Annotated in this window: 13 protein-coding genes; 11 read left to right on the forward strand and 2 right to left on the reverse strand. The window is 70.2% G+C overall.

Features of this window, described 5'->3' with window-relative positions:
- Nucleotides 1–30 precede the first annotated feature (30 nt).
- From WFQ67_RS19025 to WFQ67_RS19055, 7 genes are all read left to right on the forward strand, one after another.
- Nucleotides 31–951 (forward strand): ABC transporter substrate-binding protein, encoded by a 921-nt coding sequence (locus tag WFQ67_RS19025; RefSeq protein WP_213630050.1) that lies wholly within the window; start codon nt 31–33, stop codon nt 949–951.
- On the forward strand, nt 948–2,099 hold the full coding sequence (locus WFQ67_RS19030) for a phosphotransferase enzyme family protein (RefSeq protein WP_337057887.1): 1,152 nt from the start codon (nt 948–950) through the stop codon (nt 2,097–2,099). Before WFQ67_RS19025 ends, WFQ67_RS19030 begins: the two co-directional genes overlap by 4 nt.
- A gap of 9 nt (nt 2,100–2,108) precedes the next feature.
- Complete coding sequence (locus WFQ67_RS19035) at nt 2,109–2,990, forward strand: sulfurtransferase (protein ID WP_213630046.1); 882 nt, start codon at nt 2,109–2,111, stop codon at nt 2,988–2,990.
- A 102-nt stretch (nt 2,991–3,092) separates the two neighbouring features.
- Complete coding sequence (locus WFQ67_RS19040; RefSeq protein ID WP_337057888.1) at nt 3,093–5,261, forward strand: TonB-dependent siderophore receptor; 2,169 nt, start codon at nt 3,093–3,095, stop codon at nt 5,259–5,261.
- A gap of 10 nt (nt 5,262–5,271) precedes the next feature.
- Nucleotides 5,272–6,114 (forward strand): 5'-nucleotidase, lipoprotein e(P4) family, encoded by an 843-nt coding sequence (locus WFQ67_RS19045; RefSeq protein WP_337057889.1) that lies wholly within the window; start codon nt 5,272–5,274, stop codon nt 6,112–6,114.
- An 11-nt stretch (nt 6,115–6,125) separates the two neighbouring features.
- Entirely contained in the window at nt 6,126–6,722 is a 597-nt protein-coding gene (pnuC, locus tag WFQ67_RS19050; RefSeq protein WP_213630040.1) for a nicotinamide riboside transporter PnuC, read from the forward strand.
- Nucleotides 6,723–6,769: 47 nt separating this feature from the next.
- The gene (locus WFQ67_RS19055) at nt 6,770–7,522 is read left to right on the forward strand and encodes a UTRA domain-containing protein (protein ID WP_213630556.1); all 753 of its coding nucleotides are present in this window, start codon (nt 6,770–6,772) and stop codon (nt 7,520–7,522) included.
- Between the two features lie 45 nt (nt 7,523–7,567).
- Here WFQ67_RS19055 and mnmH read toward each other — a convergent pair whose 3' ends face one another.
- Both mnmH and selD read right to left on the reverse strand, forming a co-directional pair.
- Nucleotides 7,568–8,668: a tRNA 2-selenouridine(34) synthase MnmH gene (gene mnmH / locus WFQ67_RS19060; protein ID WP_213630038.1), complete on the reverse strand. Its 1,101-nt coding sequence runs from the start codon at nt 8,666–8,668 to the stop codon at nt 7,568–7,570.
- The gene (gene selD, locus WFQ67_RS19065; RefSeq protein WP_213630036.1) at nt 8,668–9,702 is read right to left on the reverse strand and encodes a selenide, water dikinase SelD; all 1,035 of its coding nucleotides are present in this window, start codon (nt 9,700–9,702) and stop codon (nt 8,668–8,670) included. The genes mnmH and selD overlap by 1 nt, the downstream gene beginning before the upstream one ends.
- A 151-nt stretch (nt 9,703–9,853) precedes the next feature.
- Here selD and WFQ67_RS19070 point away from each other — a divergent pair, with 151 nt between their 5' ends.
- From WFQ67_RS19070 to phnE, 4 genes are read left to right on the forward strand one after another with little or no spacing between them, the layout of a single operon-like run.
- Nucleotides 9,854–10,705 carry a putative selenate ABC transporter substrate-binding protein gene (locus tag WFQ67_RS19070; protein ID WP_263154186.1) on the forward strand — a complete coding sequence of 284 codons (852 nt, stop codon included), beginning with the start codon at nt 9,854–9,856 and terminating at the stop codon, nt 10,703–10,705.
- Nucleotides 10,702–11,499: a phosphonate ABC transporter ATP-binding protein gene (locus WFQ67_RS19075; RefSeq protein ID WP_337057890.1), complete on the forward strand. Its 798-nt coding sequence runs from the start codon at nt 10,702–10,704 to the stop codon at nt 11,497–11,499. The genes WFQ67_RS19070 and WFQ67_RS19075 overlap by 4 nt, the downstream gene beginning before the upstream one ends.
- Nucleotides 11,493–12,320, forward strand: coding sequence for a PhnE/PtxC family ABC transporter permease (locus WFQ67_RS19080; RefSeq protein WP_213630031.1), 828 nt, complete (start codon nt 11,493–11,495; stop codon nt 12,318–12,320). Before WFQ67_RS19075 ends, WFQ67_RS19080 begins: the two co-directional genes overlap by 7 nt.
- Nucleotides 12,317–13,084 (forward strand): phosphonate ABC transporter, permease protein PhnE, encoded by a 768-nt coding sequence (gene phnE, locus WFQ67_RS19085; RefSeq protein WP_213630029.1) that lies wholly within the window; start codon nt 12,317–12,319, stop codon nt 13,082–13,084. Before WFQ67_RS19080 ends, phnE begins: the two co-directional genes overlap by 4 nt.
- The last annotated feature ends 27 nt before the right edge of the window (nt 13,085–13,111 follow it).

Raw genomic sequence — 13,111 nt, forward strand, 5'->3', positions numbered from 1 at the left:
GAGCCCACTGGGCAATGCGGAGCAAGATGGATGATCGCTGTACGGGTAATGCTGGAATATTTTCATCCCTGGCCGAATTCGGCCGGCTTCTACGTGGCGCGGGAACGCGGCTGGTACCGCGACGCCGGGCTGGATGTACAACTACAGGTGCCGGACCCTTTCCGGGGCGACACGCTCGAACACGTGCTGCAGGGTGCGGCCGATCTTGGCGTATTCCCCAGCAACCGCCTGCTGGTCCGGCGCAGCGTCGGCCAGCCCCTGCTGGGCGTGGCCGCCATCAACCATTGCGGGCTGGAGTCCATCCAGACCCTGACCGGCCTCGGCATCCAGCGCCCCCGTGACCTGGCCGGCAAGCGCCTGGCGCTCAACCCCACCCCGCGCGGCCTGGCCATGGTGCGCCACCTGGTGGCCGCCGACGGTGGCGATCCGGCTGCCGTGATCATCGTCGACAGCAAGGTGCGCGAGCTGCGCCCCGAACAACTGGCCGCCGGTGTCGCCGACGCCAGCTTCGGTGGCTACTGGGCCTGGGAAGCGCTGATGGACAGCCCCATCCCAGCCGAACGCCGCGTGGTCTGGCCGGTGGACGAGATCGGCGCGCCGCGCTACCACAGCTACCTGCTGGGCGGCCGCGAGGACTGGCTCGACAACAACGCCGAAGCCGCACGCGCCTTCCTCGCCGCCACCGAGCGCGGCTTCCGCGCCGTGGCGGCCGACCCGCAAAGCGCCCTGCCCGCCTACGAGGCGGCCATCCCCTACTTCCCCACCGAGCTGCTCAGCCAGTCGCTGCAACGCATCGCCACCACCTGGTTGCACGAGCAGCGCTGGGGCCAGCAGCGTGAAGAGCTGCTCGCACCCTATGCGCACTGGCTGCACGCGCACGGTGTGCTCGCCGACGCGGACGCCTGGCGCCACGCCACCCGCAATGACTACCTGGCGGAGCCGCAGCCATGAGCGCACCCGCACGCATCGCCCACGGTATGGGCGCGCAACCGGTGGAAGCCGACTGGCCTGCCCTGCAACAGCGGGACGTCGAGCAGGTGCTGCAACGCTTCCCGCAACTGGGCACGCTGCAACAGCTCGGCTGGCATAGCCCGCGCCCCTTCTCCGCCGCCGCCCAGGTGCACACGGACCGTGGCGAGCTGTTCGTCAAACGCCATCACCGCAGCGTGCGCCAGCCGGCCTGGCTGGAAGAGGAACACCGCTTCATCCGCCACCTGGCAAGCCATGGCGCCCCGGTGGTCAGCCCGCTGACCGACATGCAGGGCAACAGCGCGCTGGCCCTCGGCGACTGGACCTATGAAGTGCTGCCCCGCGCCGCCGGTGAAGATCTTTATCGCGAAGCGCTGTCCTGGACGCCCTTCCTCGACCTGCACCAGGCGCGCTCCGCCGGCGCCGCCCTCGCCCGCCTGCACCGCGCCGCCGAAGGCTTCGCCGCCAGTGCCCGGCAAGCGCCGGTGCTGGTCTCCAACCTGCGCTTCTTCAGCCAGCGCGACCCGTTGCAGGCCATCGAGCAGGCCCTGCCCCGGCAACCCGCCCTGGCCCGCTACCTGGCCGGGCAGGACTGGCGCCGGACCCTGGCGGAACTGCACCTGCCGTGGCACCGCGAGCTGCGACCGCTGCTTGCCGGCCAGCCAGCGCTCTGGACCCACAACGACTGGCATGCCTCCAACCTGCTGTGGCGCGCGGAAGGTGGCTCGGCCGAGGTTGAGAGCGTCCTCGACTTCGGCCTCAGTGACCTCACCTTCGCCCTGTTCGACCTCGCCACCGCGCTGGAACGCAATTGCGTTCCCTGGCTGGAACTGGATGATGGCGGCCGCGCCCCGGCCGACCTCGACGCCGTCGAAGCGCTGCTGGCCGGCTACACGAGCCAGCGGCCCCTCGACCGCAACGACCTGTTCACCCTCAAGGCACTGCTGCCGCTGGTGCACGCCGACTTCGCCCTCGCCGAGGTGGATTACTTCGAAGGCATCGTCGGCTCCCGGGCCAGCGCGGATATCGCCTACCACGCCTTCCTGGTCGGCCATGCCCGCTGGTTCGGCGACAGCGAGGGCACCCGCCTGCTCGCCCACCTCGACCGGCTCGCCCGCACACGCAACTAGGAAACCGCCATGCCCACGCACCACCCCGCCATCCTCATCGCCCCGCAGGCCCTGCACCAGGCCCTGGCCGAACCCGGCCTGCTGCTGCTCGATGCCAGCGTCGAACTGGCCGCTGCCGCATTCGACGGCGACTACCGCGTGGCCAGCGGCGAGGCGGCCTGGCGCCAGGAACACATCCCCGGCGCCCGCCACGCGGACCTGCTGCACGAGCTGGCCGACACCACGGCGGGCTTCAGCTTCGCCCTGCCGAGCCCGGCCGCGCTGCAGCCCCCCCTGGCACGCCTGGGCGTCGGCGCGGCACGGCGCATCGTCCTCTACGACCGCCACGACGGCTTCTGGGCCGCGCGCCTGTGGTGGATGCTGCGCAGCCTCGGCATCGCCGCCGCCGTGCTCGATGGCGGCCTCAAGGCCTGGCGCCAGGCCGGCCTGCCCCTGGCACAGGGCGAGGAGCCCGGTGGCGGCGGACCGTTGCCGCAGCTGGCCCCCCAGACGGGTTTCTGGGCCGATCGCCAGGACGTGATCGCCGTGGTCGAGGGCCGCGCGCCCGGCACGCTGGTCTGCGCACTGTCCGCCGCGCTCTTCGACGGCAGCGCCGTGACCCGCTATGCCCGGCGCGGCCATATCCCCGGCAGCCTCAGCCACCCGGCACGCGGCCTGTTCGACGCGAGCGGCCGCTACCTGCCCGCGCCGCAGCTGGCCCGGGCCCTGGGCACGCTGCTGGAGGGCGAGCAGCCACTGATCCTCTACTGCGGGGGCGGCATATCCGCCGCCGCCACGGCCCTCGCCCTGACCCTCCTGGGCCGGCGACGGGTCTCGATCTACGACGGCTCGCTGCAGGAATGGGCGGCCGATCCAGCCTTGCCAATGTCCACCGGAGCAGCTCCGGCCTGAGGTTCTTCTTCCGTCTTTCAGCAGTAGGCACGCCAGCACCGCGAGCCGGGCGACACCTCGCCCGCCCCCGCTGCCTGCCGGCGTCCATCGAGGAGTTCGTCCATGGCTTCATCCCTGTTCCTGCAGCACCGCCACGGTTTCGCGCTGGCGCTCCTGGCCCTGTCACTGAGCCCGTCACTGGTCTGGGCGCAAGGCGCCGTCACCCTGGACCCCCTCACCGTGCACGGCGACGAGGGCGACGGCTACCAGGCCCGAAGCGCCTCGGTGGGCGGCTTCGACGAGGCCCCGTTGCTGGATACCCCTGCCTCCGTCTCGGTGTTCACCGAGGAGCTGATCAAGGATCGCCAGGCCAAGTTGCTCAGCGAAGTGCTGCGCAACGACGCCTCGGTCGGCGACAGCTACGCGCCCATCGGCTACTACGAGAACTTCGTGATCCGCGGCTTCTCCCTCAACGCCGCCAGCAGCTACAAGATCAACGGCCGCACCATCACCGGCGAGCAGAACGTCGCCCTGGAGAACAAGCAGCGGGTCGAAGTGCTCAAGGGCCTCTCCGGCCTGCAGAGCGGCGTCTCCGAGCCCGGCGGGCTGGTCAACTACGTCACCAAGCGCCCGGAGGCCGTGCGCTCGGTGACCCTGGCCACCAACGAGGAAGGCGAGCGCTACATCGCCACCGACATCGGCGCCTGGCTCGACGACGAGCAACGCTTCGGCCTGCGCGCCAACGTCGCCCACGAGGACATCCGCACCTACGTCGACAACTCCGACGGCACGCGCGACTTCCTCTCCCTGGCCAGCGACTGGAACATCAGCGACGCCGCGCTGCTGCAGCTGGACGCCGAGTACCAGACCCGCGAGCAGCGCTCGGTGCCCGGCTACCAGCTGCTGGGCGGCAGCGTGGTGCCCAGCGGCATCGACCCGAGCGACCGCCTCGGCGACCAGAGCTGGTCCAAGCCCGTGAAGATCGACTCGCTCAACCTCAACGGCCGCTTCGAATACCGCTTCGACGACGACTGGACCGGCAGCCTCAGCGCCGCCCGCAGCCGCGTGGTGATCGACGACTACAGCGCCTTCGCCTGGGGCTGCTACGGCTCGGCCAGTTGCGCCGGCTCCGCCGTGCCGAACTTCTTCAGCCCGGAAGGCGACTACGACATCTACGACTTCCGCAACCCGGGCGACACGCGCCGCAACGACGAGCTGCAAGCCGCCCTCGCCGGCCGCTTCGACAGCGGCCCGCTGAGCCACGAGCTGACCATCGGCAGCAGCGCCTTCCGCCGCCTGCTGGACCGGCGCAAATCCACCAACGAATGGGTGGGCACCGCCAACATCCACCAGCCCACGCCCGACTTCCCGCCCACCGACGTGCCCCTCGGCCACACCTATCGCCGCCTGGACAGCCGCCAGTACGGCCTGTTCGCCAGCGACCGCGTGAGCTACGGCGAACACTGGCAGGCGGTGATCGGCGGGCGCCAGGTGCGCCTGGACGAAGAGGCCTTCGACAAGGACGGCAACACCACCCGCCACACCCAGCGCTCGGAGTTCCTGCCCAGCGTCGCGCTGATCTACAAGCCGCGCGCGGACATCTCCCTCTATGGCAGCTACAGCAAGGGCCTGTCCCTGGGCGGCGAAGCGGCCTGGTTCACCACCAACGCCGACGAAATCCTGCCGCCGACGGTCTCGCGCCAGCTGGAGCTGGGCATCAAGCGCGACTGGCAGCGCCTGAGCCTGAGCGCCGCGCTGTTCCAGATCACCAAGGCCTACCAGTACGCGCGGCCCAACGGCGACACCACCTTCACCTATGTGCAGCAGGGCGAGCAGAAGAACATCGGCCTGGAGCTTTCCGCCACCGGCCGGGTCACCGACCGCCTGCAGGTTTCGGCCAGCGCCGCGGCCATCCGCGCGCGGGTCACCGGCAGCGGCACCGCCGCCTATGAAGGCCACCAGGCGATCAACGTGCCCGAGCTGCGCGCCAGCCTGCATGCCGACTACGCCATCCCCGGCATCCAGGGCCTGGCCCTGCTCGGCGGCGTGCAGTACAGCGGCAGCAAGTACGCCAGCCAGGCCGGCAATGTGAAGGTGGACGACTACGCGGTATTCGACCTCGGCGGCCGCTACAGCCTGGATATCGACGGCTACGAGACGGTGCTGCGCCTGACCGTCGACAACCTCTTCGACGCCCGCTACTGGCGCGACGCCGGCGAGTACATGGGCGACGGCTACCTGTTCCAGGGCGCCCCACGTACCGCGCGCCTCTCCGCCACCGTGAACTTCTGAGGAACCTGCCGTGCGCATCGCCCCCCCGCTCGCCACCGCCCTGCTCGCCGCACTCCTGGCCGGCTGCCAGCAGCACCCGCCCGCCAACGACCAGCTGGACGCGGTGCTCTGGACCCAGACCTCCATCGAGCACGACCTGCTGTTCCGCCAGGTCTACGCCAGCGCCACGCGGCAACTGGACAAGGCCCTGGCCGACCCCGGCTGGGACGCCCTGGCCGAAGCGCCTCGCGAGCTGGCCGGGCTGCCGCCGGCGGTGATCGTCGACATCGACGAGACCCTGCTCGACAACGTGCCGCTGAACGCCCGCACCATCCTCGAAGACCGCCCCTACGACTATCAGGAGTGGAACCAATGGGTGGAGCGCGCCGAGGCCAGGGCGCTACCGGGCTCGGTGGCCTTCCTGCAGGCGGCGGCGCAGCGCGGCATCACCCCCTACTACCTGACCAACCGCGAGCCCGGCCAGGAGCAGGCAACCCTGGTCAACCTGCGCCGCGCCGGCTTCCCCATCGACGACACCGCGCAGATCCTCACGGCGGGCACGGCCATCGGCGGCTGCGCGGACGCGGGCTCGGACAAGACCTGCCGACGCCACTGGGTCGGCAGCCGTGCCCGCGTGCTGATGCTGGTCGGCGACAGCTTCGGCGACTTCATCGCCGGCAAGGGCAGCCTGGCCGATCAGCAACGGGTGGCCGCGCCCTACCTCGGCTGGCTGGGCGAGCGCTGGTTCCTGTTGCCCAACCCCACCTACGGCCACTGGTACAGCGCCCCCTACCAGGGCCGCGAGGACCTGCCGGCCAGCGAGAAGCGCGCGCTCAAGCAACGGGCGCTGCAACCGCAGTACCCCACCTACTGAGGGCCTCATCGATGTCATCACTGGAAATCGTCGCCGTCATCGTCAACATCCTCGGCGTCTGGCTCACCGCCCAGCGCATCCGCTGGTGCTGGCCGGTCAGCGTGGTCGCGGTGCTGCTCTACGCCTGGATCTTCTTCGGCGTGAAGCTCTACTCCGACATGCTCCTGCAACTGGTCTTCGCCGTGCTTCAGGGCTACGGCTGGTGGCGCTGGAGCAGCGGCCAGAGCGTCGGCGGCAAGGTCCGCGTCGAGCGCCTGCCCCTGCGCGAAGCCGTCCTCAGCCTTCTCGCCGGCCTGCTCGGAGCCGTGCTGCTGGGCAGCCTGATGCACCTTTTCACCGATGCCGCCGTGCCCTGGGTCGACGCCCTGCTCACCGCCTTCAGCCTGGTGGCCAGCTTCTGGGCGGCGCGCAAGTACCTGGCCAGCTGGGGGCTGTGGATCATCCTCGACGTCGCCTACGTCGGCCTCTTCCTCTACAAGGACCTGCAGCTCACCGCCGCGCTCTACGCCGGCTTCGTGGTGCTCGCCGGCTATGGCCTGCACGCCTGGCGCAAGGACCTGCGGCACCAGGAGCGGCCCCTGGCACCGGCAGCCGAGGCAACGGCGTGAACGGCGCGCTGCTCAACCCGTCGCGCCCCTCGTTCGTCACCGAGTCGTTGCCCCAGGGCAGCTGGCGGGCCTCCCAGCCCCACTACCTGCGCATCCGCGACCAGTTGGTGACGGACCTGGCCGAAGGCGTCCTCCCCAGTGACAGCAAGCTGCCGGCGGAGCGTGAGCTGGCCGAGCGCTTCGGCTGCACCCGGGTGACCCTGCGCCAGGCCTTGCAGTTGCTGGAAACCGACGGCCTGATCTACCGCCAGAACCGCCGGGGCTGGTACGTCAGCCCGCCACGCATCCGCTACGACCCCACCGGCATCATCGGCTTCATGGAATACGTGGCGGCCCAGGGACGCGTGCCGCGCACCGAATGCCTGCACGCCGAACGCCGCCCCGCCGGCGCCTGGCTGGCCAAGCGCATGGGCCTGGAGCACCCCGAGGAGCCGGTGTTCTACCTGCAACGGCGCCGCTGGGTCGACCAGCGCCCGGTGCTGCTGGAATGCAACGTGCTGCTGGTGGACTGGTGCCCGGAGCTGCTCACCACCGACCTCAACACCTCGCTCACCCGCCTGCTGCGCGAGCGCTTCGGCCGCGTGCAGTCACGCAGCGAACTGCTCATGCATCCGGAAACGATGAACGACGTCCAGGCCGAGCTGCTGCAGGTCTCGCCGGGGTCCGGCAGCTTCTACCTGGAGCGCCTGAGCTACGGCGAGCACGGCCAGAGCGTGGAGTTCGACCAGGAATTCTGGCGCCCGGACTCCCTCGCCGTGGTCCTCGGTACCCAGCACCCGGAAGCGGTCCGGCACCCATGAGTCAGCGCGACGTACGACCGCGAGTCCGCCACTGGTCGACAGCCCCTAGCGCCGCGCCCGGCGATGCGCCAGGTAGTCGAGGATGGCCGGCGCGTCCCCGGCGAACTCGATGCGCGTGCCCTTGTTCTCGCGCTGGTAGGCGTACATCGGGTCGTAGTACTCGCGCAGCAGGCCCTCGATCCAGCCACGGTGGAGTTCCACCGCACCCCTGCGACGCTGCTCGTCCAGGGCCGCCTGCATGATCAGCCGCAGGCGCTGGTAGCGTTCGCCGCCGAGGCGCTTCTGGATGTTGTCCAGGCTCTGCAACAGGCGCTCGGCGAAGCGCTCGAAGCCCGGCTCATCGCCGTGCACGGCGCGGAACTCGGCGGCCAGGTCGATCACGTAGTCCTTGAGAATGCGCTCGATGCGCCCTTCGAGGCTGTCCTCCAGCCACACCAGCGGGAAATGCTGCATGCCCTGGTGCAACGACAGCGGCAGCGAGCACATGCCGATCATGCGGCTTTCGTCCTCCAGCACGAACAGCTGCTGGCCACGGGCCCGGCGCTTGAGCAGGTCGATGGCCAGGCGGTTCTCGAAGTCGATCTGCGAAGGTTGCCCGGTCGCACGCTTGCCGAAACTGGAGCCACGGTGGTTGGCGTGGCCCTCCAGGTCGACGCTGTCGGCCAGGGCCTTGACCACCTCGGTCTTGCCGGTGCCGGTCATGCCGCCCACGACGACGAACTCGCACTCGGCCACGGCCCGGTCCAGGGTTTCGATCAGGAAGGTCCGCATCGCCTTGTAGCCGCCGATCACGCGGGGATACTCGATGCCGGCTTCCTTCAGCCACTGCTGCACGATCTGCGAACGCAAGCCGCCCCGGAAGCAGTACAGGTAGCCCTCGGGGTGGGCCTTGGCGAAGGACGCCCAGGCCTCCACCCGTTGCGCCTTGACCTTGCCGGACACCAGCTGGTGCCCGAGCTCGATGGCGGCCTGCTGGCCCTTCTGCTTGTAGCAGGTGCCGACCTTCTGCCGCTCCAGGTCGGTCATCAGCGGCAGGCTCACGGTGCCGGGGAACGCGCCCTTGGAGTATTCCACCGGGGCACGCATGTCCATCATCGGGACATCGTTGAGGAACAGCTCGCGGTAGTCGGTGGTGTTGTCGCGCATCAGAGCACCTCGACCGCGTGTCTCTGTCGCTCGACCAGCTGGCCGATCGGCGAGAGGTCCAGCCGCAGCTCGGCGGCCACGGCGAGGAACTCGGCCTCGCCTTCGGGCGCCACCGCCACCAGCAGGCCACCGCTGGTCTGCGGGTCGCACAGCAGGTCCCGCTGCGCCTCGGAGATCGGCGCGATCCTGTCGCCATAGCTGTCGAAGTTGCGCAGCGTCCCGCCGGGCACGCAACCCTCCGCCAGGTAATGCTCGACGCCCGGCAGGCGCGGCACGCTGGCGTAATCCAGCCGAGCCGTGAGGCCGGCGCCGTCGGCCATCTCCACCAGGTGGCCGAGCAGGCCGAAGCCGGTGACGTCGGTCATGGCGCGGACGCCCGCCAGGCGGCCGAAGCGCGAGCCGGGGGTGTTCAGGGTGCACATCCAGTCCCTCGCCAGGCCGACGTCCTGCTCGCGCAGCCTGGCCTTCTTCTCGGCGGTGGTGAGGATGCCGATGCCCAGCGGCTTGGTCAGGTAGAGCCGGCAACCGACGGTTCCGGTGTCGTTGCGCTTCATGTGCGCCTTGTTCACCACGCCGGTCACGGCCAGGCCGAAGATCGGCTCCGGCGCGTCGATCGAGTGGCCGCCGGCCAGCGGGATGCCCGCCGCATCGCACACCGCGCGGCCTCCCCGGATCACCTCGCGGGCCAACTCAGGCGGCAGCAGGTTCACCGGCCAGCCGAGGATGGCGATGGCCATCAGCGGGTCGCCGCCCATGGCGTAGATGTCGCTGATCGCGTTGGTCGCGGCGATGCGGCCGAAGTCGAAGGGGTCGTCGACGATGGGCATGAAGAAGTCGGTGGTGGAGACCACCCCGCGCTCCTCGTCCAGGGCGTACACCGCGGCGTCGTCACGCGAGGCATTGCCGACCCACAGGCGCGGGTCGAGGTTCTGTGCGCCGCTGCCGGCCAGGATCACGTCCAGTACCTTGGGGGAGATCTTGCAGCCGCAACCGGCGCCGTGGCTGTACTGGGTCAAACGGATCGGCTCGTTCATTGCACACCTCGTTATTCTGATGGCGGCGGATTTTAGCAAAGCTGGCGTTTCACACCTCCATCCCTATAATCGCCGCCGATTCGGCTACCCTCTGCAAGCGCGCACGGCGCGTGACTGCGAACCTTTTCCGCCATTGAACCGGAGAATCTTCATGCTCAAGCGCATCCTGGCCGCCACCGCCGGCCTCGCCCTGTCCCTGTCCACGCTGGCCACCCAGGCCGCCGACGTGCTGCGCGTCAGCGCCATCCCCGACGAAGCCCCCACCGAGCTGCTGCGCAAGTTCGAGCCGCTGGGCGCCTACCTGGAGAAGACGCTGGGCATGAAGGTCCAGTTCGTCCCGGTCGCCGACTACCCGGCGGTGGTCGAGGCCCTGGCCACCGATCGCCTCGACATGGCCTGGCTGGGCGGCTTCACCTTCGTCCAGGTGCGCCTGAAGACCGGCAACGCCATCCCGCTGGTGCAGCGCGAGCAGGATGCGCAGTTCACCAGCAAGTTCATCACCGCCAACCCGGAGGTGAAGTCGCTGGCCGACCTCAAGGGCAAGACCTTCGCCTTCGGCTCCATCTCCTCGACCTCGGGCAGCCTGATGCCGCGCTACTTCATGCTCAAGGACGGCATCAAGCCCGAGCAGTACTTCAGCCGCATCGGCTATTCCGGCGCCCATGACGCCACCGCCGCCTGGGTCCAGGCCGGCAAGGTGGACGGCGGCGTGCTGAACGCCAGCGTGTGGGACAAGCTGGTCGCCGCCGGCAAGGTCGACACCGCCAAGGTCAGGGTGTTCGCCACCACACCGGCCTACTACGACTACAACTGGACCGTGCGCGGCACCCTCGACCCGGCCCTCGCCGAGAAGATCAGGAAGGCCTTCCTCGCCCTCGACCCGGCCAACCCCGAGCACAAGGCGATCCTCGACCTGCAGGCCGCCAGCCGCTTCATCGAGACCACCCCGGACAACTACAAGGGCATCGAGGAAGCCGCCCGCGCCGCCGACCTGCTGAAATGAGCCTGCGCCTTGAGGGCGCCTGCCTGCAGCACGGCAATGGGGTCCACGCCCTGCGCGGCGTCGACCTGCGCATCGCCAGCGGAGAACGGGTCGCCATCATCGGCCCCTCCGGCGCAGGCAAATCCAGCCTGCTGAACCTGCTCGCCAGCGCCCTGCAGCCGAGCGCGGGCCAGGTGGAGGCGCTCGGGCAGAACCCCTGGCAGCTGTCCTCCCGTGCCCGGCAGCATCTGCGCGCACGCATCGCCCTGATCCACCAGTCGCCACCGCTGCCGCCCCGGCAGCGGGTGGTCACCGCCGTGCTCGCCGGCAAGCTCGGCCAATGGGGGCTGGGCCGCAGCCTGCTCAACCTGCTGCATCCGCTGGACATCCCCGGTGCGCGCGCCGCGCTGGCGCGCCTGGACCTGGCCGACAAGCTGTTCGCCCAGTGCCAGCAGTTGTCGGGAGGGCAACTGCAACGCGTCGGCATCGCCCGGGCGCTGTACCAGGCGCCGGAGCTCCTGCTCGCGGACGAGCCGGTTTCCGCGATGGACCCGGTGCTCGCGGACCACACGATGCGCGTGCTCTGCCAGCACGCCGAGGCCCATGGCATGACGCTGGTGGCCAGCCTGCATGCCGTGGAACTCGCCCTGTCGCACTTCCCGCGCATCGTCGGCGTGCGCGAGGGGCGCATCGCCTTCGATCGCCCGGCCGGCGAGGTCGACCAGGCGCTGCTCGACGCCCTCTACGCCAATGAGCAACTGCAGTCCCCGCAGCCTCGGGCCGTGACCCTGCAATTGCAGATTCCCCGATGCTGAGAGCCGATCACCGCGACCCCGCCACCCTGCCCCGCCTGCTGCTGGCGCTGCTGGCGGTGGCCCTGCTGTGGCCCGGCATCCGCCTGGCCGAACTGGACCCCGGCGTGCTCCTTGCCGCGGACAGCCAGAGCGAGATGGGCCGCTTTCTCGCCGGCTTCTGGCCACCTGCACACGACCCGGCCTTCCTGAAGCTGCTGCTGGACGCCACCCTGCAGACCCTGGCCATCGCCACCGCCGGCATGGTCCTGGCGCTGCTGGTCGCGGTGCCCGCCGGGCTGCTCGCCAGCCGTGCCCTGTCGCTGTCGGCGGCCTCCCGGGGCGGCCATCCCGGCGTGCTCGGCCGGGCGTTGCGCTGGCCGGTCCGGGGGCTGCTCATCGTCCTGCGCAGCGTGCCGGAAATCGTCTGGGCACTGCTGTTCGTGCGGGCCGTGGGCCTCGGCCCGACCGCAGGCGTGCTGGCCATCGCCATCACCTATGCCGGCATGCTCGGCAAGGTCTATGCGGAAATCCTCGAGTCGGTCGACCAGCGCCCCATGCACGCCCTGTTGCAGGGCGGTGCCGGGCGCCTGGGCGCCTTCTTCTATGGGCTGCTGCCGAACGCCGCTGCCGAGCTGACCTCCTACACCGTGTACCGCTGGGAGTGCGCCATCCGCGCCTCGGTGGTGATGGGGTTCGTCGGCGCGGGCGGGCTGGGTCAGCAGATCGACCTGTCGCTGCGCATGTTCGCCGGCGGCGAGGTGGCGAGCATGCTGCTGACCTTCCTCCTGCTGGTGCTGCTGGCGGACCTGCTCAGCCGCGTGCTGCGTGGGAGGCTGGCATGAAGCGCCTGGTCGACACCGCCCTGCTGCTGGCGATCCTCGCCGCCGTCATCGCCTCCTTCCTCTACCTGGGCCTGGACCTGCCGGCCCTGGGTGAGGCGGGGAACCTCAAGCAGATGGGGGCGTACGTGATGCGCTTCCTGCAGCCCGACCTCAGCGACTCCCACCTGCTGGCCATCGCCCGGGGCGCGCTGGAGACCCTGGCCATGTCGGCCCTGGGCACGCTGCTCGCCGCGCTGCTGGGCCTGCTGCTGGCGCTGCCCGCCGCCGGGCGCTTCGGCACGCTGCCGCAGGGCCTGACCCGCCTGCTGCTCAATGGCCTGAGGGCGATACCCGAGCTGGTATGGGCGGCGCTGATGGTGCTCGCCGCCGGCCTCGGGCCCAACGCCGGCACCCTGGCCCTGGCCCTGCACACGGCGGGCGTGCTCGGCCGCCTGTTCGCCGAGGCGCTGGAGAACACGCCGAGCGCCCCGGCCGAGGCCATTCGCCTGCAAGGCGGCGGCCAGGTCGCGGCCTTCTGCTACGGCACCCTGCCCAATCTGTGGCCGCAGTTGCTGGCCTACTCGCTGTACCGCTGGGAAAACAACATCCGCATGGCCAGCGTGCTCGGCTTCGTCGGCGCCGGCGGCCTGGGGCAGATGCTCTATGTCAGCCTCAGCCTGTTCCAGGAAGCCCGCGCCAGCACCGTGATCCTGGCCATGCTGGTGCTGGTGCTCGCGGTCGACGCCCTGAGTGGCTGGACCCGCCAGCGCTGGGTGCGGGCCTAGCGCCTGCGGTGTCGGCGGTGCCTGCTG

The sequence above is a fragment of the Pseudomonas sp. USHLN015 genome, assembly GCF_037153275.1.
GTDB lineage: Bacteria > Pseudomonadota > Gammaproteobacteria > Pseudomonadales > Pseudomonadaceae > Metapseudomonas > Metapseudomonas tohonis.

What these genes read in the sequence shown, in the direction of transcription:
- WFQ67_RS19035 (WP_213630046.1), top strand. Translation starts at nt 2,109, where the DNA reads ATGCCCACGCACCACCCCGCCATCCTCATCGCCCCGCAGGCCCTGCAC.
- WFQ67_RS19080 (WP_213630031.1), top strand. Translation starts at nt 11,493, where the DNA reads ATGCTGAGAGCCGATCACCGCGACCCCGCCACCCTGCCCCGCCTGCTG.
- WFQ67_RS19070 (WP_263154186.1), top strand. Translation starts at nt 9,854, where the DNA reads ATGCTCAAGCGCATCCTGGCCGCCACCGCCGGCCTCGCCCTGTCCCTG.
- WFQ67_RS19025 (WP_213630050.1), top strand. Translation starts at nt 31, where the DNA reads ATGATCGCTGTACGGGTAATGCTGGAATATTTTCATCCCTGGCCGAAT.
- WFQ67_RS19040 (WP_337057888.1), top strand. Translation starts at nt 3,093, where the DNA reads ATGGCTTCATCCCTGTTCCTGCAGCACCGCCACGGTTTCGCGCTGGCG.
- WFQ67_RS19030 (WP_337057887.1), top strand. Translation starts at nt 948, where the DNA reads ATGAGCGCACCCGCACGCATCGCCCACGGTATGGGCGCGCAACCGGTG.
- phnE (WP_213630029.1), top strand. Translation starts at nt 12,317, where the DNA reads ATGAAGCGCCTGGTCGACACCGCCCTGCTGCTGGCGATCCTCGCCGCC.
- mnmH (WP_213630038.1), bottom strand. Translation starts at nt 8,668, where the DNA reads ATGCGCGACAACACCACCGACTACCGCGAGCTGTTCCTCAACGATGTC.
- selD (WP_213630036.1), bottom strand. Translation starts at nt 9,702, where the DNA reads ATGAACGAGCCGATCCGTTTGACCCAGTACAGCCACGGCGCCGGTTGC.
- WFQ67_RS19075 (WP_337057890.1), top strand. Translation starts at nt 10,702, where the DNA reads ATGAGCCTGCGCCTTGAGGGCGCCTGCCTGCAGCACGGCAATGGGGTC.
- pnuC (WP_213630040.1), top strand. Translation starts at nt 6,126, where the DNA reads ATGTCATCACTGGAAATCGTCGCCGTCATCGTCAACATCCTCGGCGTC.